Genomic DNA, 22,567 nt, shown 5'->3' on the forward strand with positions numbered 1-22,567 from the left:
GACCGCCTCGGCACTCGCCTGCTGCCCGACCAGCGCGGCCTCGACCGCCGGCGCGCGCAGCGGCGTGGCGCCCATATTGGTCAGCCCGATCTTCGCCTCGGCGATGACGCCGTCCGTAACCCGAACGGTGGCGCCGACGGCGACGATCGACCACTGGTGCGCGACCCGCACGAACTTCTCGTATGCCGCGCCCCACCCGGTGTGCTTCGGCACCCGGATCGCGATGAGGAGTTCGCCCTCCTGCACCGCGGTCTCGAAGAGGTCGACGAAGAAGTCGGCGGCGCTCACGGTGCGTTCACCATCCGCGCCGCTGATCACCATCTCCGCGTCGAGCGCAAGGACCGGCGCGCCCACATCGCCCGCCGGGTCGGCGTGCACGAGGGCCCCACCGATGGTGCCGCGGCGACGGATCTGCGGGTCGGCGACCTCCCTGATCGCCGCGTGCAGCAGGGCCGCGTGCTCGCGGATCAGCGGGTCGGCAAGCAGATCGACGTATGCCGTCATCGCCCCGATGACGAGCGCGTCACCGTCGTCGCGCACGCCACGCAACTCGGCGATTCGGCCCAGGTCGACGATCTTCTCGGGCGCGTTGAGCCGCATCCGCAGGATCGGCAGCAGCGACTGGCCACCGGCCATCACCTTGGCATCGTCCAAATCCGCCAATGCCGCAATGGCATCCGCGACCGTCTCCGGCGCCACATAGTCGAACTCGGCGGGGATCACTGCGCGCTCCCTTCACCCGTGGCGCCGGGATCGGCGTTGCTCGGGGCATCTTCGTGGAAATGGGGCTGGGCTGCGTCGGCGGCTGCTCCGTCGTGGGAGCCGGCCGAGACGATGGCGCGCCAGACACGCTCGGGGGTGCACGGCATACGGATGTCGTGAATCCCCAAGGGGCGCAAGGCGTCGACGATCGCGTTGACGACGGCCGGGGTGGAGGCGATCGTGCCGGCTTCGCCGACGCCCTTGGTGCCCAAGGTGTTCGACGTCGCCGGTGAGGTCGTGTTCTCAGTGACGAAGGAGATCGTGTCGGCCGCCGTCGGCAAGGTGTAGTCGACGAAGGACCCCGTCACCAGCGTGCCGTTGTCGTCGAAAATCGCTTCCTCCCACAACGCCTGCGCGATGCCCTGGACGAGGCCGCCGTGGACCTGGCCTTCGACGATGAGCGGATTGATGACATTGCCGATGTCGTCGACGCAAACATACGTCCGCATCCGGGTCTCGCCGGTCTCGGTGTCGACCTCCATCGCGCACAGGTGGGTCCCGTGCGGGAAGGAGAAGTTGTCGGGGTCGAAGGTGGCTTCCGCGTCGATCCCGGGCTCCAGGCCATCGGGGTAGTTGTGCGAGGCAAAGGTCGCCAGAGCGACGTCGGTGATGCCGACGCCTTGGTCGGTGCCCTTGACGGTGTAGCGCCCCCCGGCGAACTCGAGGTCGTCCGGGTTGGCTTCCAGCAGGTGCGCCGCAAAGGCTTTGGCCTTCTCGATGACCTTGTCGGCCGCGCGGACCACTGCCTCGCCGCCCACGACCAGCGAGCGCGAGCCGTAGGTGTCCAGGCCCTTGTAGGCGACCTGGGTGTCGCCGTGCAGGACTTCGACATCCTCGAAGGGCACGCCGAGCCGGTCGGCGACGATCTGGCTCCATGCCGTCTCGTGACCCTGGCCGTGCGGCGAGGTGCCGGTGATGACCTCGACCTTGCCGGTCGGGAGCATGCGGATGGCCGCGTTCTCCCATCCGCCTGCGCCATAGCTGAGCGAGCCGAGCACCCGCGAGGGGGCCAGGCCGCACATCTCGGTGAAGGTCGAGACCCCGATCCCGAGTTGCACGGGATCCTTGCTCTCCCGGCGAGCGGCCTGCTCGGCGCGCAACTCGTCATAGCCGAAGAGTTCCTTGGCGCGTGCGGTGGCTGCCTCGTAGTTGCCGGAGTCGTAGGTCATCCCCGCAACTGACGTGAATGGGAACTCCTCGTGCTTGATCCAGTTCTTCTCGCGGATCTCCAGCGGATCCACGCCCACCTCGGCGGCGAGCTCGTCCATCATCCGCTCGATCCCGAAGGTCGCCTCGGGACGGCCGGCGCCTCGGTAGGCGTCGACCCAGGTGGTGTTGGTCAGCACGGTCTGGCAGTTGAACTGATACGCCGGGAATTTGTAGATCGCGTTGAACATCCACGCGCCCAGGACGGGCACCCCGCCGCCGACGACCGCGACATACGCTCCGAGGTTGGCGATCAGGTCGACCTTGAGCCCGGTGACGGTGCCGTCCTTGGTCGCGCTGAGGGTGAGTTTCTGATACTGGTCGCGGCCGTGGTGGGCGGAAACGAGTGACTCGGAACGGGTTTCGGTGTATTTGACCGGCTTGCCCAGGCGTCGAGCGACCGCGAGTGTGATGAACTCCTCGGGCGTCGTCTGCAGCTTGCCACCGAAGCCGCCGCCCACATCGGGGGCGATGACGCGCACCTTCGATTCCGGTATGCCGGTTGTCGCCGCGATGAGGAAGCGCAGGATGTGCGGGACCTGAGTCGCCGACCACATGGTGATCTGTTCGCCGGTCGGATCGACGACGGTGGAGCGCGGCTCCATGAATGCGGGGATCAGCCGCTGCTGGCGGTACTCGCGCTCGATGACGATGCCGTCCTCGCGGGCCTTGGCGATCGCCTCCTCGACATCGCCGCCCGAGCCTGCGCTGGCCGAGTCGAGCTGCCAGAAGGCGGACTTGTTGGTGCCCTTGTCGGGGTGCGCGAGGACCTCGTCCTTCATCGCCTCCAGGGCGTCGAAAACCGCTGGCAGCTCGTCGTATTCGACATCGACGAGCTCGGCTGCATCGCGTGCCGCGGCGGCACTTCGGGCGACCACCGCGGCGACGATCTCGCCGGCGCAGGCGACCCGGTCACCGATCATGGGCAGGTGGTCCGGGGTGACCTGCTCGGGCGTGATCGGCCAGGCGTTGGCGCACGCGCCCATGCCTTCGGGGAAGTCGGCCGCGGTGAAGACGCCGAGAACGTTCGTCGCGGCCTTGGCGGCATCGGTGTCGATCGAGACGATCTTGGCGTGCGCGTGCGGGCTGCGGACCATGGCCAGGTGCAGCATCCCCGGCAGGATGATGTTGTCGGTCCACCGGGTGCGGCCGGTGATCAGGCGCTGATCTTCCTTGCGCAGCCGACGGTTGCCGATCTCGGGCCGGGCGCCGTCATCCTGCGGCGCGCCGTCGATGACCTCCTCGGCGATCTCGACCAGAGCGTCCGGGCTCACCGACATCTCACTCACCAGCCTTCGCGGCCGCGGCGACCGCCTTGACGATGTTGTGGTAGCCGGTGCACCGGCACAGATTGCCCTCCAGGCCGGCGCGGATCTCGTCCTCGCTCGGGTCGGGGTTGTCCTTGAGGATGTCGATGGCCTGCATGATCATGCCGGGTGTGCAATAGCCGCACTGGAGGGCGTGGCACTCGTGGAAGGCCCGCTGCATCGGGTGCAACTCACCGTTCTGTGCCAGGCCCTCGATCGTCGTGACCTCGTGCCCATCGGCTTGCACCGCAAGCACATTGCACGACTTGACGCTGCGGCCGTCGAGGTGGACGGTGCAGGCGCCGCAGTTGCTGGTGTCACAGCCGATCACCGTCCCGGTCTTGCCGAGCGTCTCACGCAGATAGTGGACCAACAAGGTCCGGGGTTCGACATCGTCGGTGAACGTCGATCCGTCCACCGTGACGGTAATGCGCGTCATTGCGGGGTCACTCCCTTGTGCCGGCGATCTGTAGCTCGATCCTGGCCCATCGGAGGGGTCGTGACAAGGCTTATGAACCGCCGGAAACTCCGGGCTCGCGCATCCGGTCAGCCGAGGTCGAGAGCGGCGATGATCTTGGGCCGCAACTCCTGCGGCGCAATCACTTCGTCGACGGATCCGACCTCGACAGCGCGGTGGATATTGTGCACGGCATCGAACTCCGAGGCCACCGTGCCGACCATCTCGGCGCGCACGGCCGAGCGGATGTCCGCCGCCTCAGCGGCCCGCAGGCTGGCCTCGTCCTCACCGGCTGCAGCGAGGGCGGCCTCGGCATCCTTGACCCGGGGGTCGGCCGAGGTCCGGGCGTCGACATCGCGAGCGAAGACCACGGCTGCCGCCGGCGCGCCACCGATCACCGAGGCGAAGGACCCCTCGATGGCGAGCACCGTCATCCGGGGATTGAGCGCCTTGGAGAAGACGACGAAGGCGCCGCCGTGATAGCGAGAGATGACGACGAAGACGATCGGGCCGTCGAAGTTGACGATGGCCCGGCCGATCTCCGCGCCGTACTCCAGCTGCAGGTTGCGCATCGAGTCCGGCGAGCCGTCGAAGCCCGAGAGGTTGGCCAGGACAACGACTGGCCGGTTGCCCGACGCGGCATTGATCGCCCGGGCGACCTTCTTCGACGAGCGCGGGAACAAGGTGCCGGCGGTGTAGGTGTCGGGCCCGTCGGTGGGCGGAAAGCCGCGCCGCGGAACGGACTTGGATTCGATCCCGATCAGGCAGACGGAATGGCCGCCGAGGCGGGTGTCGGTGACGACCGCCGTCTCGGCGTCGGCCATCGTCGCCCAACGCTCGAGCAGGTCGTGGTCGGCGTCGGCGACTGCGCGCATGACGGTGCGGATATCGAAGGCCTTCTTGCGGTCCGGGTTGGTCGCCGCCGACCAGATGTCGCCGACGGTCGTGAAGTCGCTGCCGTCGAGCCGGTGTGGATAGGTGGTGACATCGCGATCGACCGGGTCGGTCGTGGGCGCATGCCTCGGCCCCTCCTCCCCCGGCGCGACATAACTCGCGTCGTAGTGCTCCAGCAGGACATCGAGCGCGCCCGCCAGGTCGCGCGCCCAATACTGCGCCTGACCGTTGGGGCCCATCACCCGGTCGAAGCCACCGATGCCGAAGTTGTCCTCGGCGCTGACGCCGCCGGAGAAGTCCAGGGACTGCTTGCCGGTCAGCACCATCGCACTCTCCGGCGTCATCACCAGGATGCCCTTGGTATGCATGAGCATGGTCGCCTCGGCGTTCCAATACGGTTGCGCCCCGACGTTGATCCCGGCAACGACGATGTTGATCTCGTGCCCGTCCTGGGTGAACTCCACGATCCGCTTGAGCGCCTTGGCGATCCAGTCCATATTCTCGGTGCCAGAGTCCATCGCGATGCGGGCGCCCGCCGACAAGGCGAACCACTCGACGGGCACGCCGAGCTCCTCGGCGAGATCGAGCGCGGCGATGATCCGGGTGCACTCCGCTTCGGCGATCGAGCCCAATGACCTCAGCGGATCGCCGGCCAGCACGACGCGGGCGACGCCGTCGGGGTGAAGGGCGGTCGGCGTCGAGACGAGCGCGCAGATGATGCCCGCGCGATTGAGCCCGTATGCCCGGTCCACCGGCACGAGAGCGCCGCTCTCGTCGAGGTCGTACTCGGTGACCGTGCCACCCTGACCGGTGATGAAGGCGTGCAATTCGTAGGGGTAGACCATCCCGCGCCGTCGCGCGCGGACGACCTTCTCGGCGTACGCATCGAGCGGAGCGAGCTTGGTGGTGGCGGCAGGCTCAACGGTGTAGTCGACGCCGGACCCTGGCTGATACCCGAAGCGCACGACGATCGGCACCACGCGCGCGCCCGCGGCCGTCAGGCGGCCTTCGATGCGGACCTCCTCGATCCCGGCACCCGCCGTTAGGGGCGCGATCTTGGTCTCCATCGCCGTGAGTTGCTCGAGGTCGGCTGACACCGGGGGCCAGACGTGCATCCAGACGTGATTCATATCGAGGCGGTTTTCGCGAGTCGCGAGTGCGGCCCGGGCGCGGCGGATCGCCTCGAGGCAGTTGGCGAGAGCGCGCTCCACGTGCGGCAGCGCGACGATCTTGTCGCTCTCGTCGCGGACGAGGGAGAACTGACGCACCTGCGCTAAGGCCACCAGTCGTTGGTCCGCCGGGTTGTCCCGGCCGACGCAATGGAGCAGCAGGACGTCCTTGGGGGCATCGAGCCTGGTCAGTTTGAAGTCGCGCAGTCTCCACAAGTTGAGGCGGCGACCGACCATCGGGTGGACGTCGCGGACTGGGTCGTCCTCGACGAGGCTGCCATCGGGCTGCGGGCGGAGAGTGACATAACCGACCTCGGTGTCGGCATCGCGCACGATCCCGATGGCGATCCGGCGCAGGTGAGAGACGAAGGGTAGCGCCGCGAGCCGGCCAGCCAGCTGCTCGGACGCCGCGTCACCATCGCGGGGCAACTCGGGTGCAGCGAGATAGAGGTCGACAACCTGATCGCGATCATTGGCCGCGCGGGCCGCCTCGATCTGCTCGGTCAGGGCAGTGGTCAGCGGGCCGTCGGGCGTCAGCTCGTCCAGGCGGCCCTCGGTGGTGATCAGGTGCGTCGGGCGGCCATCGAGCGAATAGTCGGCACTCGCGAATGCCCTTGCCGCCGAGGTGTATTCACGCAGATCGTGTAACTCGTGCTCCCGATAATGCCGCCTGATGAGCACCGAGAGCATCGGGTCGGTCTCGGGCGTCCCGTCGAGCAGGCGACGACCGAGGAAGCTGACGATCCGCTCGGGGATATCGGCCAGCGCCTCGAGGCGGGCCGCGCGCTCTGGGCCGTCGGGCAATGCGTCGATGGCCGCCAACTCGGGGCCGACACTGTCGAGCACGCTGGCCCGGTCGGCGTCGACGCGGGGTTGGTCGAACCAGCGGAAGCGCACGCTGCGCGCGAGATCGCCGATGAGCGGGAAGCGCAGTTGCGTGGCCTGCACGACGCGATCGAGCACCACCCGCGAGCGGTCGGCCACGTCGCCCTCGGGGGGCGGCTCCTGAAGCCAGCGCTGGAGCATCGTCGTGGCCATCCGGACGTCCGGGGCCGAGCGCTGCTGCGCGAGGAAGACCCGGAAGACCGCCCCCTCGAGGTCGGGGGTGCGGTCCAGCGAATCGATGCCGTAATGCCGCAGCACCTGGGCGAGCCGGTCGCGGAAACCTTGCGGCAAGCCGCCCCGGTCGGGGTCGAGGCTGCGCAGATAGGTGTGGAAGAACTCCCTGGGCGAATGGATCGCATGCTCGGCCTCGTGCCTGTCCTCTTCGGCCGGCCGGTTGCGGCTCAGCTCCGCAAAGTCCGCCAGCGCGGCCATCAGGCCCAACTCGTCGGCGATCGGCGAATGTCCTTGCGCAACAAGGGTTTCGCGTGCCGCCAGATAGCTCCGCAGGACACCCTCCCCCACTTTGGCGTCGACGTCGTAGCCGAGCAGGATCCCGTTCATCAGGGTCCGCCCGTATGCCATGACCTCCTCCGCGGATTGCTCACCCGCCGCGGCCGGCAGGTCGAGTGGGGCGGCGGCGGTTGCCGCCTCCGCTGCGCTTCCGTCGCCGAGAGGTTCCAGGCGCGCCATCGGGGCACCCGTCTCGACTTGGGTGCCGGTGCTGACCATCAACTCCTTGACGCGCGCGGCGAAGGGCGCGGGGATGACGGTCTCCATCTTCATCGATTCCACGACAAGGACCGGCGCGCCGGCGGCTACCTCGGCACCGACGGCAACCGGCGTGGCGACGACCAGCGCGGGCGCCTGCGAGCGGATGACGCCGCCCTCGTCGCGGCTGACCCGGTGGGCGACGCCGTCGACCTCGATGGTGTGGACCGGTCCGAATGTCGCGGTCACGACGCGATACGTGCGGTCGCCGACGGTCAGGCGCGCGGCATACGGCCCAAGGCGGGTGATCTGGACCTCCGCGGTCTTGATCTCTGTGGCGCTCTCCAGGACGGCACGGAAGGTCGACGGGCCGAGGCGGTAGGTCGTGACCTTGTAGGCCGCGCCGCGCAGTTTGAGCTCGACGGGCCGCCCGACCTCGTGCTGGACCTGAGGCCGGCCGCCGTGGGCGGTCGCGAGCAGGCGGGCCCGCTCGACCTCCTCGGCATCCTCATAGGCCTCGATGCCAGCCGCAACGAGAGCGATGGCCGAGTGGTCGTCGGACACCAGCCGGCCCTCGCCGCGGACGCGGTCGATCCACCCGGTGTCGGCGGATCCGTCGATGACCTCCGGCTGGTCGAGCAGGTCGAGCACGAAGCTCTTGTTGGTGGCGCCGCCCTCGATGACCACAGTCGTCTCCCCCATGGCGCGACGCAGGCGGGCGAGCGCCTCGGTGCGATCACGGCCATACGCGATGATCTTGGCAATCATCGAGTCGAAGTCCGCGGGGATCGAATCTCCTTCTGCGACACCGGTATCCACCCTGATCCCAGGCCCCGAAGGGAAGTCGAGATGCGCGATGCGCCCGGGTGCAGGGGCGAAGTCCCGGTCGGGGTCCTCGGCATTTAGGCGCGCTTCGACGGCGTGCCCGCGCTCCTGTGGCTTATCGCCAAGCAGGCGCCCACCGGAGGCGACGTGCAACTGCAGCTTGACCAAGTCGGTGTCGGTGGTGACCTCGGTGATCGGGTGCTCGACCTGCAGGCGGGTGTTGACCTCGAGGAAAGCGAAGGTGCCGTCGGCGGGTTGGAAGAGGAACTCGACGGTGCCCGCTCCGGCATACCCGACGGCGATGGCGAGGCGCTCGGCGCTCTCCTTCAGGACGGTCGCCTGCTCGGGGGTCATCACGACCGAGGAGGACTCCTCGATGACCTTCTGATTGCGTCGTTGAACCGAGCAGTCGCGAACGCCGATCGCCCACGCGGTGCCCTGCCCGTCGGCGATGACCTGGACCTCGACGTGCCGGGCACCGGTGACCAACTTCTCCAGGAAGACGATGCCGGAGCCGAAAGCGCGCTGCGCCTCATCGCGGGTCAGTTGATAGGCGGCGGCGAGCTCGTCGTCAGTGGTGACCTTCCGGATGCCGCGACCACCACCCCCGGCGGTCGCCTTGAGCATCAGCGGATAGCCGATCTGGGCCGCGGCCGCGGTCGCCTCCTCGAGCGTGTCGACGCCGCCACGACTCCACGGGGCGACGGGCACACCGACCTCTTCGGCGATCAGTTTGGAGCCGATCTTGTCGCCGAGCTTACGCATCGCCTCCGGGCTGGGGCCGACGAAGGTGACGCTGATGCGGGCGCAGAGTTCGGCGAAGTTCGGGTCCTCGGCGACGAAGCCCCAGCCGACCCAGGCGGCGTCGGCGCGGGTCTCTGTCAGGGCCTTCTCCAGGACCGCATAGTCGAGATAGGGGCGCGCACTGGCCGGGCCGAGGTTGTAGGCGACATCGGCCTCACGGACGAACATCGCCGTCTTCTCACTGTCCGTATGCAGCGCGATGACCTGGATCGGCGGCCCGTCCGGGGCTGCAGCATTCAGATCGCGAACGGCGTGAATGAGGCGCATGGCGGCCTCACCTCGATTGACCACGGCAATGCGTGCGAACATTCGCCTCCCTTTCCGTGCATGAGTCACCCCACCCTAGTGGCGTGGCTCACACCGGTGCGCGATCACGCGCCGCTCGGGAGCGGGCCGCTCAGCCGGCGTGGTGGATGGGTCCCGCGGTGCCTTGCAGTCGCTCGCCGGCGCCCCCCCACCGCAGGGCGATGATCTCCGCGGCGATGCTGACCGCGGTCTCCTCCGGCGTCCGGGCGCCGAGGTCGAGGCCGATCGGGCTGGAGAGGTGGGCCAGCTCGGCGTCGGTCAGTCCGGCCTCGCGTAGCCGCGCCAAGCGGTCGTCGTGGGTGCGCCTCGACCCCATCGCACCGACATACGCCAGGTCCAGGCGCAGCGCCAGCTCGAGGACGGGGACATCGAACTTCGGGTCGTGGGTGAGCACGCAGACGACACTGCGAGGATCGACCGCGCCCGCGGCGACCTGCTCGGCGAGATAGCGGTGCGGCCAATCGACGATCACCTCGTCGGCCTCGGGGAAGCGGCTGTGAGTGGCGAAGATCGGCCGCGCGTCGCACACCGTGACGGCGTAGCCGAGGAAGGAGCCGATCCGCGCCACCGCCGCCGCGAAGTCGATGGCGCCGAAGACGAACATCCGCGGCTTGGGAGCGAAGGAGTTGACGAAGACCCGCATGCCCTCGCCGCGCCGCTCGCCGTCGGGGCCGTATTCGAGGGTGTCACTGCGGCCGGCGGCGAGCAGGCCGCGCGCGTCCTCACGGACCGCATCGTCGGCGCGTGCCGACCACAGTCCCGTATGCCGTTCGCTCCCCTCCTCCTGGCCGCTCCCATCCGCGGGGCGGACCAGGACGCGACGTCCGATGCGCTCGGGTTGCGGGTGGGCGACGATGGTCGCGACGGCGATCGGCTCGCCCGCGGTGATGGCGTCGGCGACCTCGCCGAGCTCGGGGAAGGTCTCTTGCGAGACGGCTTCGACGAAGATGTCGAGGATGCCGCCACACGTCAGTCCCACCGCGAAGGCGTCGTCGTCGGACACCCCATAGCGTTGCAGCACAGGCGAATCCGTCTCGACCACGGTCTTGGCGAGCTCGTAGACCGCGCCCTCGACACACCCGCCGGAGACCGAACCGACGACGGCGTCGTCTGGGCCGACGAGCATGGCCGCACCCGGCGCGCGGGGTGCCGAACGGAAGGTGGCGACAACCGTGGCCAGGCCGACCTTCTCCCCCATCTCCCACCGCGCGCGCAAGTCGTCCAGCACGTCACGCATGAGCGATCACCTCCGTCAGCCGCGTGAAGGTTGCGAGCGAATGGCCGGCGAGGAAGTCGTCCACGTGCGGCAGGGCGGCAGCCATACCGGCTTGCACGGGAGCGTAGCCCGCCTTGCCGCGATGCGGGTTGACCCAGATCACCCGATGGGCGAGCGCACGCAGGCGACGCATTTGTTCACCGAGTGTGCCGGGGGCATCGCGCTCCCAGCCGTCGCTGAAGACGACGACGATCGCGCCTCGGGCCAGGCCGCGTCGTCCCCACCGGTCGAGGAAGACCGCGAGGTTGTCGCCGAGCCGGGTCCCGCCCGACCAGTCCGGGACCACCTCGCCGGCGGCGATGAGTGCCCGGTCGGGATCGCGGGTGGCGAGCGCGCGCGTGACCTGGGTCAGGCGGGTGCCGAGGGTGAAGACGTCGACGCGCGCGAGGCCGTGCACGAGGCGATGGGCCAGGCGCAGGAGGGAATCGGCATACGGGTTCATCGAGCCGGAGATATCGATGAGCAGGACGACGCGGCGCGGCCGGCGGGTGCGGCGTCGCCAACGCAGGCGGCCGGGCTCGCCCATCCGGCGCAATTGGTCGCGCAAGGTGGCGTGCGCGTCAATCCGGCCGCGTGGTGCGGAGCGTCGCCGGGGCGAGGCGCGCATCGGCTGTCGCACCGGGATGCCGGCGAAAAGCGCTGCCAGGTCTCGCTTTTCGCGCTGCGTCAGGGTGGCGATATCGCGATGCCGAAGCACCTCGACGCGACTCGTGGAGGCGGTCAGCGCCTCGTCGTCGCCGTCACCGCTCGCGCCGTCGCCCCCCTCTTCCAGCCCCGCTTGGGCACGCGGTCGACGGGGGCGGTTGGGCGAGCGCCAGGTTGCGATCTCGCCGCCGAACCACGCGGCGTACACCTGGTCGAAGCGCTCGAGGTCGTCCGGGGCAGCGCACAGCGTGGCCCGCCCCGCGACATAGACGCCGCGCTCGTCGCTCAGGCCCACGGCCGCGACGGCGTCGAGGAAAGTGCGTTCCCGATCAGTCGTGACGGGAACGCCGGCCGCGCGTAGGGCCCGGGCAAAGCCGAGGAGGATCGCCTCCGGGGCGTGCACCGCGCTGTCCGGCACCGCAGTCATCCGCCCAGGATCCGATCCAGGGCGGCTCGGACGCGCTCCGCGTCCTCGCGGTATTTGACGGCAGCGCCGAGCGTGGCGGCGGCGGTCTCCATGTCGAGTTCGCGGGCGCCGAGCGTATGCAGCGCACGGGCCCAGTCGAGCGTTTCGGCGACGCCGGGGGGCTTGACGAGGGCCGGTTCGTAGCGGATCTGCTGGACCGCGGTGACGACCTGAGTCGCGAGGGTGTCGGCAATCTCGGGCGCGCGACTGTGCAGGATGGCGAGTTCCCTTGCGAGCGAAGGGTGCTCGATCCAGTGATAGAGACAGCGGCGCTTGAGGGCGTCGTGGAGCTCGCGCGTGCGATTGGAGGTCAGGACCGCAAGAGGCGGAGTGCTCGCTGCGATGGTGCCGAGCTCGGGAATGGTCACCTGCCAAGTCGAGAGCACCTCCAGCAGGAAGGCCTCGAACTCGTCGTCGGCGCGATCGATCTCGTCGATCAGCAGGACGCATGGGGCGGCGCGCAGTGCCCGAAGAATAGGGCGTTCGAGCAGATAGCGCGCGTCGAAGAGGCCGCTCTCGACGTCGTCGAGATTCTGTTGTCCGCCAACGGATTCCAGCGCCCGAAGGTGGAGGATCTGCCGGGCGAAGTCCCAGTCGTAGAGGGCCTGGGTCGCGTCGATCCCCTCATAGCACTGCAGCCGGATGAGCGGCAGGTCCAAGGCGTGGGCGAGAGCTTCGGCGAGCGCGGTCTTACCGGTGCCAGGCTCACCTTCGAGCAGCAGCGGGCGGCCCAGGCGCAGTCCGAGCCACGCGACCGTCGCCAGATCGCGGTCGCAGACATAGCCCGAATGCCCGAGTGTCTTCGCGAGCGCGTCGGCGTCGGTTGGGTAGGTGGCCGGCTCCATGAGGCCAGCATTGCGCACCCAGAGGCGGGTGCGGTTGCGCGGGTGCTTGCGGTTGTTGGCATGGCCCCCTGCCGGGCCTGCCCGTGGTGCTTGTGTCGGAGCACACGACGCGCTTGTCGGCGGGTGCTGGCACAGTGGGGGGGTGACGATGAACCGACCCGACCCGGGAAGCAGGTCCGATGTCGACGACGACTTCCGACTACCGCGCAGCACGTGACCTTTTGCTCGCCCTCCGGGGGGATCGCGACGCCGCCGTCCGTGACTTCGCCTGGCCCAATCTTCGCGGGCCGTGGAATTGGGCGAGCGATTGGTTCGACGTCATCGCGCGCGGCACTGACAAGCCCGCGCTGATCATCGTCGAGGAGGACGGCAGCCGCACCGAGCGCAGCTTCGACCAACTCGCGGTGGAGTCCGATCAGGTAGCCGCGTGGCTGGCCGGTCATGGCGTCGGCAAGGGCGACTCGGTGATCGTGATGCTCGGCAACCAGGTCGAGCTGTGGAGCGTGATGCTCGGGGTGATGAAGCGGGGTGCGGTCATCATGCCGACGACCACGGCGCTCGGGCCGGCGGACCTGCGCGACCGCCTCGATCGCGGCGCGGTCAAGGTCGTGGTCTGCAACCCCGCCGACACGGCCAAATTCGACGGCATCGACGGCGACTATCTGCGGGTCAGCGTCGGCGAGGTGAGCGGCTGGGAGAACCTCTGCACGGCATACGAGCAGGCGGCGGAGCCGGCCGCGCACCCGGGCACGGTCCCCACGGATCGGCTGCTGCTCTACTTCACCAGCGGCACGACGAGCCGGCCGAAGCTGGTGGAGCACACGCAGCAGAGCTATCCGCTCGGGCATATGTCGACGATGTACTGGCTGGGGTTGCGGCCCGGCGACGTGCACCTCAACATCTCCAGCCCGGGCTGGGCCAAGCACGCCTGGTCGCTCTTCTTCGCGCCGTGGATCGCCGAGGCGACGATCTTCGTCTACAACTATTCGCGCTTCGATCCGGCCGCCTTGCTGGAGCAGTTGCGGACCGAGCACGTGACGTCCTTCTGCGCCCCGCCGACGGTGTGGCGGATGCTCATCAACGCCGATCTCTCGGGCGGGCCGGGCAATCTGCGGGAGGTCATCGGGGCGGGCGAGCCGCTCAACCCCGAGATCATCGCCCAGGTCGAGAAGCACTGGGGACTGACCCTGCGCGACGGCTACGGCCAGACCGAGACCACCGCCCAGATCGGCAATACGCCCGGATCGTTGGTCAAACCAGGGTCGATGGGTCGCCCACTGCCCGGCATGCCCGTGGTCCTGGTCGACCCGCTGAGCAATGAGCCGACGACCGGCGAGGGCGAGATCTGCCTCGCCCTCGAGGACCGACCGCTGGGGCTGATGACCGGCTATCAGGGCGATGAGTTGCGCAACTCCGCCGCCATGGCCGGCGGCTACTACCACACGGGCGATATCGCGGCAATGGACGCGGACGGCTACATCACCTATGTGGGTCGGACCGATGACGTCTTCAAAGCGAGCGACTACAAGATCAGCCCGTTCGAGTTGGAGTCGGTGCTGATCGAGCACCCCGCGGTGGCCGAGGCCGCCGTGGTGCCGGCGCCCGACCCGGTGCGGCTGGCCGTCCCCAAGGCGTATGTCGTGCTCGTCGCCGGGCACGAACCCACCCGCGAGACCGCGCTGTCGATCATGACGTACTGCCGCGAGCACCTGGCGCCCTTCCAGCGCATCCGGCGCCTGGAGTTCTCGGACTTGCCCAAGACGGTCTCGGGCAAAATCCGCCGCGTGGAGTTGCGCCAGCGCGAGGAGGACGCCGCGACGGCGATCGACGGCGAGTGGCGCGAGGAGATGTTCCCCGAACTCAAGGCCTGACCCGCTGATCGGCCGAGGCCGGACGGAACCGAACGACCTGGCAGACTCGTCGCACCTGCGGCCGAGTCGGTCTCGGCCGCCAACGCGCTGGAGATCTTTGGGCCGCATCCGGTCCGGAGCGAGTCCGGCGCGGCGCCGCGGCGGGAGGCCACGGCATACGGACATTTCGGAGGGGTATCAGGCATGGCAACAAACACGGGATCGAGCACGTCGAAGGGCCGGCTGAGCGGCGTCGGGGGGCTGGTCAAGGCCGTCATCGTGGTCGGTGTGGCGTTGGCCGTGCTGATCAGCATGACCCGGCTGGTGCGCACCGTCGCGTCGCCGGCCGACGAGGTCGCGGTTCACAAGGGCGGCGGGATCATCGAGGCCCCGAACTCCAAGGGCTGCGTGGCCGCGAACTCCCGCGAGCTGCGCCGGCCGGGCGACAAGTACTTCTGGTACCCCGCGTCGCAGCGCACCTACAACTTCACCGGTGGTGAGGGAGCCGATCACTCGGCCTTCTCGGTGGTCTCGAAGGACTTCCAGACTTTGGAGGTGCCCGGCTCGGTGGAGTTCACGCTCAACGTCAACTGCACCGTGCTGACCCGATTCCACGACGCGATCGGCAACCGCTACCACGCGTTCTACACCACCTCGGACGAGTGGTCCGAGACCAACGACGGCTGGCAGCGGATGCTCGACCTCTACTTCGCGCCGGCGCTGGACGCGACGCTGGACCGGGTGGCCAAGAAGTACACATGGAAGGAGCTCTACGCGGACCCGACCATCAAGGACGAGATGAACCGGACCGTCAACGAACAGCTGGCGACGCTCATCCAGCAGAAGATGCCGGGCGAGGACGAGTTCTTCCAGGGCTTCTCCGCGCTCATCCAGCAGCCGACGCCGTCGGAGGCGCTGGTGCAGGCGCTCGCCGACGAGGAGGCCGGACGGGCGCAGGCTGCGGCCGCCAAGGCGAAGGCGGTCGCGGACGCCGAGACCACCGAGGCTCGCGCCGTTGCGGACGCCAAGGCCGCAGAAGCTGCGGCGGACGCCCAGGTCGCGCAGAAGGAGGCCGAGGCCCGCATCGCGCGCCTGGAGGCGGAGATCAAGGCCGCCCAGATGAAGCCCTTCGGCAGCGCGAAGGAATACAACAACTGGCTGGCGATCCAGAACGGTCTCAACCCCTACCAGCCGACCTATGGCGGCTCGGTCGTCGCCCCCAGTCCGTCGACCCCGTAGTCAGCGGTCGCCGAGCTTTTGGCCAAGGGCGGCCAGAGCGGCACCGAGCAGCAGGACGGGGATGATCCAAGCCAGGTCCGAGGTGTAGAAGCCCAGTGCCAGTTTGACGAGGCAGCCCACAAAGATTGCCGCGCCGACAAAGAAGAGAACGGCAGGAAGCGGAGCGGACTTTCGCGGTGATGTCGTCACGCTCTCGGCCCGCCCTGGTCGTTCTTTTCGGCGTAGAAGGCATCCATACTCGGCTCGGGCCGATCCTTCTTGAAACTGCCATCCGACCAGAAGGCCAAGGTGCCGACCACCCCGAGAATGACGAGCGCCACGACGACGATGTAACCAAGGGCCTCACCCATTGGGACGCTCGACAAAGGTTCCCGACGCGCTCGGGTCCTGGGCGCGGAGCCCTTCGAGCAGTTTCGCGTTGAAGCGCTTGTATTCGGGGTACCCGACCAGGGTCTTCGGCCCTACCGGGATGAACATGACGGTCGACTGGGTGGTCTTGAACCCATCGATCCCGGTCTCCGCGTGCGAGGCGCCTTCAGCTTCTCGCACATCGAGATGGAAGGACATCAGTTCCATGTGCCCACCCATACTCCGGACCGAGAACAGCAGGCGCCCAGGCGCCGACCCTTCGAATCGGACAAACGGTCGACCGGGGATGGAGGATTTGACCAACTCGCCGGTCGACCTGGCCATTTCAGCGACCGAACCCGCCGGAACAGAAGTCCGGACCTTGAGGCCCGCGTGCTGATTCTTGTGCTTGGCTGCCATACGCTACTCCTTTCGCTTGACGCTTCGCTCAACGGTAGAACGGAAGTTTCTCGCGGGAGAAGTCCCTTAATAGAGGGACTCGTCGAATCCGGGCTGCGCAGCCAACGGGAATGCGCTGACTCCGGGGGGGCGCACCGGCGCGGATCACCATGGGCCGGCCAAGGCTGATTCATTTCCAGGTGTGCGGCGTGCCTGCATAGTGATGTGACAAACCGGATGTACAACTTGGCGGGCACGAGCGGCCGTGGATCGTGGTGGGTGCTTGACGTCCATTGCGTTCCGAACGGAGACGCTCGTGCCCGCACCCGTATCCTCGTTCATCCCGACCGCCAACGCCCTGACCGACCACGATGTCCATCCCGGGATGGAGGTTCCGGTCGCCGTGTGGGAGGTGCTGTCCACCATCCCCGATGCCCGCTCCCGCCAGGGCAGCCGCCACGACCTGGCCCCCGTCATTGTGATCGCGTTAGCCGAGCGGTCGTGGCCCGCTCGGAGCAGGCGTGGGTGTTGCTGGGAGTGGTCGCGCAGGTCGCGGGCGGAGGGGCTACTGGCCGAAACCCGCGCCGAGATGCGGGACCTCTAGCCCTGGGTCATCGACCACCCGCTGCGTGCCCTGGCAGCCGAGGCGAGTTGGACAGAGGTGCTGACCGCCGTCTGCTGGTTGCGCGCGAATGCGGGTCAACATCGCTACCTCAGGGAGATCGAGGCCCCTGGCGTCGACACCAAGTTTGTCGCCACCCCACCGCGACCTCCTTTCCGCGCTCCTACCGGCCGCTCGAATCGACGCCACGCATTCCCGGGCGGCCGGCTTTGCGCCCCGTTATGGCTTTGCCGAACCACGGCCACCGATCCGAATGCGGGTCGCCGAGGGTTTCGCCGGCCTCGACGGCGTCAGCGAGATCGGCCTGCGTGCTGAGGAGACCACGCGATTGCGCGTCAGCGTCCAGAGGGTGCTCGTCATCGAGAACGAAGTCACCTATCTCAGCGCGCCGATCCCTCCGGAATCGGTGGTGATCTGGGGCGCGGGCTACTCCGTCGGCCGCCTCGGCCGGATCCCGTGGGTCCGCGACGGCCCCGGTCGTCTGGCTCTGGGGCGATCTCGACACCCAAGGCTTCGCCACGCTCAGCCTCCTTCGCGGCCTGGTCCCGCAGACCGGGTCGATCCTGATGGATCGCGCGACCCTCCTCGAACATCGAGAGCGGTGGGGTCGTGAGCCCACACCGACCCGCGCGCGCCTCGCGCACCTGACGGGCGCCGAGGGCGCACTCTATGACGACCTGGTCGAAGACGTCCTCGGCCCAGCAGTTCGGCTGGAACAAAAGAACGCATCGCCTGGCCTTGGGCAGGCACTGCATTGGCTGCGCTCTGGGACTGATGCCCGGCGCGGCGGGATGGAGGGTCGCGCAGAGTAGGAGTCAGCGCTGGGGGTCGACGACGGCCTTGACGGCGCCGGGTAGCCGGGTTGCCCCCAGGGCCTGCTCGAAGTCACCGAGGCCGAAGCTGTGGGTCACGATGCCCTCGGTGCGCACCCGCCCGGTCTGCAGCGCGAGGATCGCCCGGTCGAAGCAGTCGATCTGCGCGAACGACCCCTTGATCGTCAGTTCCCTCGCGAAAATGTCGTAGGGCGAGAAGGGCACCATCGCATCGGCGTCCGCCATCCCGTAGACCATCACCGTGCCGCCCATGCCCACAAGTCCGGTGCACCGCGACAGGACGTCGGGGGCTCCCGTGGCCTCGACGACGACATCGAAACCGCTGGGCGCCAATGCTTTCAGCTTCCCGTATGCCGCGTCCTGACCCGCCCTCGGCAGCAGCACTGTCTCGTCGGCACCGAAGGCCCCAGCCAGCTCGAGTTTGTGCGGACTCGGCGCGGCGACGGTGATCCGCGCTGCCCCGCCGTGCAGGAGCAGTTGGGCGAGCAGCATCCCGGTGGGCCCCGCGCCGAGCACGAGCACGTCCGAACCCGGCGTGAGCGCGAGCATGTCGGCGCCATGCATCGCGCAGGCCAGTGGCTCGGTCAGCACGGCGACTTCTGGGCCGATCCCGGCCAGAGCGAAGCACCTCCGGGCCGGTGCCACCATCAGTTCGGCGAACCCGCCCGGCGCATTGCATCCGAGCGAACGGAAGTTGCGGCAATACAGCGGCCGGCCGCGGCGGCAGTACTCGCACGAACGGCAGACGTCCGCGTTGTCGACGGCGACGAGAGAGCCGGGTGCGACGCGCGCGGCGCTCGCGGGGTCGACCTCGGGGCCGTGCGCGACGACCTCGGCAACGATCTCGTGGCCCGGGATGAGCGGATAAGTCGCCATGAAGCCCCCGGCAAGGAGGTGGTGGTCGGTGCCGCACACCCCCGTCAGGACCGGCCGCAGCAGCACCTCGCCCGGGCCAGGTTCGGGGTCGGCATAGTCCCGGACGACGACGACATTGGCTTGTTCATAGACGACGGCGCGCATGCGAACCACCCTGGCCGGCAAGGGCGTCGATGCGCAAGAAGCGTCCGAATCAGGCGACGGCCAACTCCGACTCCGGGTAGTAGCCCGGGACCGGCGAGCGCTCGCACCCACACTCCGCATCGCACGGCAGGTAGGTGTGCTCGGCGTGGCCGCAGTCGAGGCAGGGCCGGTCGTGGCTGAGATGAACGGCGTTCTGTGCAGTGAGATCCCACATGGCTCCCCCTCGGGTCGGTTGCGACAACAGAGGCAGCGGCCGCGGCGGTGATACCCGGCCGGTCGAATCCTGAGCGTTCGCTGGCGCCGGTGACGCAGCGGAAATACGGTCCCCCTATGTTGATCGCCGAGGAATTCTTTCTGCTCGCCCACGACGAGCGCACCGGCAAGGCGAAGACCGGCAGTCTGCAGATGCGCGCGGCCATCCCCGGTGCTCTCCTCGTGGAACTTGTTGTGCGCGAACGGATCGCGATCGCGCCGCACGACCTTGGCTGGCGGGAGCGGGACAGGGTCACCGTCCTGCTGGATCGTACGACCGAGGACCGGATTCTCGATGAGGCCTTGCTCGAGGTCCAGAAGCGGGCCGGCAAGAGCGCCAACTCGATCGTCCAGCGTTGGGCGAACGGCAAGACCGGCAAGCACTTCATCGACCTCGTGGCCGGCCGGCTCGTCGCTGCTGGCATCCTCGGCCAGGAACGACACAAGGCGCTCGGCATCTTTCCCGTGGAGCACTACCCGGAGCGCGACCCTGGACCCGAGGCCGAGGTTCGGGCCCGCGTCAATGCGGCTCTCCTGGGCGCCTCGACGGATCAGCGGACGGCCATCCTGATCGCGATGCTGCTGGCCACGCGGACCTTGACCAAGGTGCTTTCTCCGGAGACCGATCCCAAGGCCGCCAAGCGGGCGGCGAAGCGGATCGCCAAGCAGGAGATCACCAGCACCGCGGTCAAGGCGGCGATCGAGCAGGTCATCGCGTCCGCCGGGGCGAGCGCTGCGGCAGCCGGCGGGGCGTGATCCACGCCTGCCGGTTGCCAGGGCAGTAGTCAGCCGCGGCGCTCTGCGCATAACCCTGGCGCGCCGACCATCGACGCGAATGGCCCTTGACCGACGTTTCCGCAGGCCAAGGGCCATTCGTGCACAGGGTGGCAGGTGAAGGATTCGAACCTTCGTAGCTTTCGCGACGGATTTACAGTCCGCTTCCATTGGCCGCTCGGACAACCTGCCGGGTGCGCATGGAAGGATAGCAAGCCGATCGCCCCAGCGCGAAACTGCAGATCCCGCGACCTAGGAAGAGGTGCCGCCATGGCCGACGCCAGCATGGATGTCGTCAGCAAGTTCGACAAGCAGGAGGTCGCGAATGCGGTCAATACCGCGGCCAAGGAGGTCGGCAACCGCTATGACTTCAAGAATGTCGGCGCGTCCGTCGAGCTCGTCGGCGAGGTCATCAAGATGCAGGCGAACTCGGAGGAGCGCGTCAAGGCGATCCTCGATGTCGTCCAGACCTGGCTGATCAAGCGCGGCGTCTCGTTGAAGCACTTGGACGTGCCCGAGGCTGGCCCGCGCCTGTCGGGTAAGGAATACAAGCTCGACGTTTCCCTCAAGGAAGGCATCAGCGCCGAGAACGCCAAGAAGATCAACAAGATCATCCGCGACGAGGGCCCCAAGGGCGTCAAGTCCCAGATCCACGGCGACGAGCTACGCGTCTCCAGCAAGTCCCGTGACGACCTGCAGGCGATCCAGCGTCTGCTGCGCGAACACAGCGACCTCGACGTGGCGCTGACCTTCACCAACTACCGCTGATGGCAGCAGACGCCCCGCTGCGCGCCGTCGTCACCGGCGCCGCGGGTGGCATCGGCGCCGCGCTCGCGGCGAAGCTCGTGGCCGAAGGCGCCCGCGTTGTCACCACGGACCGCGACGAGTCCGGTCTCGCGGCGATCGCCGACCGCCTCGGGACGTATGCCGTACCCGCGGACGCCGCCACGGCATACGGCGTGGAGCGGGTCATCGAAGAGGCGACGGCGCATCTGGGCGAGATCGACGCCTACTTCGCCAACGCGGGGGTCATCGGCGGGGCCGGCCTCGAGACGCCGGACGAGGTGTGGGCGCAGACCCTCGACGTCAACGTCATGGCGCACGTGCGGGCGGCGCGGCTGCTCATGCCCGCCTGGGTGGAGCGGGGGCACGGGCGTTTCGTCGTCACGGCCAGCGCGGCTGGTCTGTTGTCGATGATCGGCGCTGCACCGTATTCGGTGTCCAAGCACGCGGCGGTTGCCTTCGCCGAATGGCTCTCGATCACCTACGGGGACAAGGGAATCGTCGTCCAAGCCCTCTGCCCGCAGGGCGTGCAGACCGCGATGCTCGACCAGGCGGGCGAGTTGCGCGACCTGTTGTCGGCCCAGGGCGCGCTGACCCCGGAGGCGGTGGCCGAGTTGGTCTGGGAGGCGATGCAGGACGATCCCTTCCTGATCCTGCCTCACGCACAGGTCGCGGAGTTCTATCGGCGGCGGGCATCCGACACCGATGCGTGGCTGCGCGGCATGCGCCGTTTGCAGGCCGGATTCGACCAACTCAAGGAGCAGAACACATGAGGGCATGGCGGATCGACCGGGCCGGTGACGCGGCCGATGTCTACCGACTCGACGAAGTGGACTCGCCGGCACCCGGACACGGGCAAGTGCGCGTGAAAGTCCTTGCCGCAGCGGTCAATTACCCCGACGTGATGATGGCCCGCGGCCAGTACCAAGTGCAGCCGCCCTATCCCTACACGCCCGGGGTGGAGTTGTGCGGTGAGGTCCTGGCTGTCGGGGACGGCGTCGCGCGCTACGCCGTCGGGGATCGGCTCGTCGGCACGGCAGACCTGCCGGCCGGGGCCTTCGCCGAGGAAGCCCTGATGAATGCGGCACTGGCGCAGCCAGCACCCACCGGGCTCGACGACGCGGCCGCATCCGGGCTGCACATCGCCTATCAAACCGGCTGGTTCGGCCTGCACCGGCGCGCCCACCTGCAACCGGGCGAGACGCTCCTCGTGCACGCTGCAGCCGGCGGGGTCGGCAGTGCCGCGGTGCAGCTGGGCAAGGCCGCGGGCGCGCGGGTGATCGGCATCGTGGGTTGCTCCGAAAAGGCCGCTGTCGCAGCGGAACTCGGGTGCGATGTGGTGCTGGACCGGACCGCGGACGACCTGATCCCAGCGATCAAGGCGGCCACCGACGGACGCGGCGTCCACGTCGTCTACGACCCGGTGGGCGGAACGGCCTATGACGTCTCGGCCAAGACGATCGCGTTCGAGGGTCGGATCGTCGTCGTCGGCTTCGCCAGCGGCGTCGTCCCGGCGCCCGGCCTGAATCACGCGTTGATCAAGAACTATTCGATCCTCGGTCTGCACTGGGGCCTCTACAACGCCCTCGACCCGGCCGCCGTCGCCGCTTGTCATGTCGAGTTGACCAAGCTAGTCAGCGCCGGAGCGATCACGCCGCTCGTGGGTCGCAAGGTCGGGCTGGACGAGGCGCCCGCAGCGGTGACGGCGGTTGGCGACGGCGAGAGCATCGGCCGGATCGTCGTCGTGCCCTGATCGCCCGGCGCGACCGGCTGTTCTCCGGACGGCTGGGATTCCGCGAGGCCGGATCGGCCGCGCCCACGCAGAGTGTGGGACCCAGACGGGGCTGAACCGGCCCCTCGACGGGGCTGAACCGGCCCCTCGACGGGGCTGA

19 protein-coding genes and 1 tRNA gene are annotated in these 22,567 nt (G+C 68.6%); 7 read left to right on the top strand and 13 right to left on the bottom strand.

Going from position 1 to position 22,567, the window contains the following annotated elements:
- The 7 genes from PKH97_RS03180 to PKH97_RS03210 form a co-directional block, all read right to left on the bottom strand.
- The coding region (locus tag PKH97_RS03180) for an FAD binding domain-containing protein (RefSeq protein WP_324385955.1) at positions 1–723 on the bottom strand (723 nt) is incomplete at its 3' end.
- On the bottom strand, positions 720–3,248 hold the full coding sequence (locus PKH97_RS03185) for a xanthine dehydrogenase family protein molybdopterin-binding subunit (protein WP_324385956.1): 2,529 nt from the start codon (positions 3,246–3,248) through the stop codon (positions 720–722). The genes PKH97_RS03185 and PKH97_RS03180, both read right to left, overlap by 4 nt.
- A 1-nt stretch (position 3,249) precedes the next feature.
- Positions 3,250–3,714 carry a (2Fe-2S)-binding protein gene (locus tag PKH97_RS03190; protein ID WP_324385957.1) on the bottom strand — a complete coding sequence of 155 codons (465 nt, stop codon included), beginning with the start codon at positions 3,712–3,714 and terminating at the stop codon, positions 3,250–3,252.
- A 107-nt stretch (positions 3,715–3,821) separates the two neighbouring features.
- Entirely contained in the window at positions 3,822–9,326 is a 5,505-nt protein-coding gene (locus tag PKH97_RS03195; RefSeq protein WP_324385958.1) for a carboxyl transferase domain-containing protein, read from the bottom strand.
- Between the two features lie 88 nt (positions 9,327–9,414).
- Entirely contained in the window at positions 9,415–10,560 is a 1,146-nt protein-coding gene (locus tag PKH97_RS03200) for an XdhC/CoxI family protein (RefSeq protein ID WP_324385959.1), read from the bottom strand.
- Positions 10,553–11,671 (bottom strand): VWA domain-containing protein, encoded by a 1,119-nt coding sequence (locus PKH97_RS03205; RefSeq protein WP_324385960.1) that lies wholly within the window; start codon positions 11,669–11,671, stop codon positions 10,553–10,555. Before PKH97_RS03205 ends, PKH97_RS03200 begins: the two co-directional genes overlap by 8 nt.
- On the bottom strand, positions 11,668–12,555 hold the full coding sequence (locus PKH97_RS03210; RefSeq protein ID WP_324385961.1) for a MoxR family ATPase: 888 nt from the start codon (positions 12,553–12,555) through the stop codon (positions 11,668–11,670). Before PKH97_RS03210 ends, PKH97_RS03205 begins: the two co-directional genes overlap by 4 nt.
- Before the next feature lie 179 nt (positions 12,556–12,734).
- Between PKH97_RS03210 and PKH97_RS03215 the strand changes: the two genes are divergently transcribed.
- Positions 12,735–14,426, top strand: a complete 1,692-nt coding sequence (locus tag PKH97_RS03215) for an AMP-binding protein (protein WP_324385962.1) — start codon at positions 12,735–12,737, stop codon at positions 14,424–14,426.
- A gap of 183 nt (positions 14,427–14,609) precedes the next feature.
- Positions 14,610–15,644 carry an SPFH domain-containing protein gene (locus PKH97_RS03220; RefSeq protein ID WP_324385963.1) on the top strand — a complete coding sequence of 345 codons (1,035 nt, stop codon included), beginning with the start codon at positions 14,610–14,612 and terminating at the stop codon, positions 15,642–15,644.
- Here the strand turns inward: PKH97_RS03220 and PKH97_RS03225 are convergent, their stop codons facing one another.
- The 3 genes from PKH97_RS03225 to PKH97_RS03235 are packed head-to-tail and all read right to left on the bottom strand — an operon-like array spanning position 15,645 to position 16,412.
- Positions 15,645–15,833, bottom strand: a complete 189-nt coding sequence (locus tag PKH97_RS03225) for a hypothetical protein (RefSeq protein ID WP_324385964.1) — start codon at positions 15,831–15,833, stop codon at positions 15,645–15,647.
- A complete protein-coding gene (locus PKH97_RS03230) occupies positions 15,830–15,994 on the bottom strand; it encodes a hypothetical protein (protein WP_324385965.1) in 165 nt (54 codons plus the stop codon). Before PKH97_RS03230 ends, PKH97_RS03225 begins: the two co-directional genes overlap by 4 nt.
- A complete protein-coding gene (locus PKH97_RS03235; RefSeq protein ID WP_324385966.1) occupies positions 15,987–16,412 on the bottom strand; it encodes a hypothetical protein in 426 nt (141 codons plus the stop codon). The genes PKH97_RS03230 and PKH97_RS03235 overlap by 8 nt, the downstream gene beginning before the upstream one ends.
- Positions 16,413–16,707: 295 nt before the next feature.
- Here PKH97_RS03235 and PKH97_RS03240 point away from each other — a divergent pair, with 295 nt between their 5' ends.
- Complete coding sequence (locus PKH97_RS03240) at positions 16,708–16,995, top strand: hypothetical protein (protein ID WP_324385967.1); 288 nt, start codon at positions 16,708–16,710, stop codon at positions 16,993–16,995.
- A gap of 833 nt (positions 16,996–17,828) precedes the next feature.
- Here PKH97_RS03240 and PKH97_RS03245 read toward each other — a convergent pair.
- The gene (locus PKH97_RS03245) at positions 17,829–18,866 is read right to left on the bottom strand and encodes a zinc-dependent alcohol dehydrogenase family protein (protein ID WP_324385968.1); all 1,038 of its coding nucleotides are present in this window, start codon (positions 18,864–18,866) and stop codon (positions 17,829–17,831) included.
- A 49-nt stretch (positions 18,867–18,915) separates the two neighbouring features.
- Positions 18,916–19,080 (bottom strand): hypothetical protein, encoded by a 165-nt coding sequence (locus tag PKH97_RS03250; RefSeq protein ID WP_324385969.1) that lies wholly within the window; start codon positions 19,078–19,080, stop codon positions 18,916–18,918.
- Positions 19,081–19,196: 116 nt separating this feature from the next.
- Here PKH97_RS03250 and PKH97_RS03255 point away from each other — a divergent pair, with 116 nt between their 5' ends.
- Positions 19,197–19,874, top strand: coding sequence for a GPP34 family phosphoprotein (locus PKH97_RS03255; RefSeq protein ID WP_324385970.1), 678 nt, complete (start codon positions 19,197–19,199; stop codon positions 19,872–19,874).
- A 129-nt stretch (positions 19,875–20,003) separates the two neighbouring features.
- Here PKH97_RS03255 and PKH97_RS03260 read toward each other — a convergent pair.
- A tRNA-Tyr gene (locus tag PKH97_RS03260) sits at positions 20,004–20,084 on the bottom strand.
- Between the two features lie 78 nt (positions 20,085–20,162).
- Between PKH97_RS03260 and PKH97_RS03265 the strand changes: the two genes are divergently transcribed.
- From PKH97_RS03265 to PKH97_RS03275, 3 genes are read left to right on the top strand one after another with little or no spacing between them, the layout of a single operon-like run.
- Positions 20,163–20,660 carry a YajQ family cyclic di-GMP-binding protein gene (locus tag PKH97_RS03265; RefSeq protein WP_324385971.1) on the top strand — a complete coding sequence of 166 codons (498 nt, stop codon included), beginning with the start codon at positions 20,163–20,165 and terminating at the stop codon, positions 20,658–20,660.
- Positions 20,660–21,448: an SDR family oxidoreductase gene (locus tag PKH97_RS03270; protein ID WP_324385972.1), complete on the top strand. Its 789-nt coding sequence runs from the start codon at positions 20,660–20,662 to the stop codon at positions 21,446–21,448. The genes PKH97_RS03265 and PKH97_RS03270 overlap by 1 nt, the downstream gene beginning before the upstream one ends.
- A complete protein-coding gene (locus PKH97_RS03275) occupies positions 21,445–22,428 on the top strand; it encodes an NADPH:quinone oxidoreductase family protein (RefSeq protein ID WP_324385973.1) in 984 nt (327 codons plus the stop codon). Before PKH97_RS03270 ends, PKH97_RS03275 begins: the two co-directional genes overlap by 4 nt.
- The last annotated feature ends 139 nt before the right edge of the window (positions 22,429–22,567 follow it).

Origin of the sequence: Nostocoides sp., from assembly GCF_035343835.1 — a bacterium.
GTDB lineage: Bacteria > Actinomycetota > Actinomycetes > Actinomycetales > Dermatophilaceae > Nostocoides_A > Nostocoides_A vanveenii.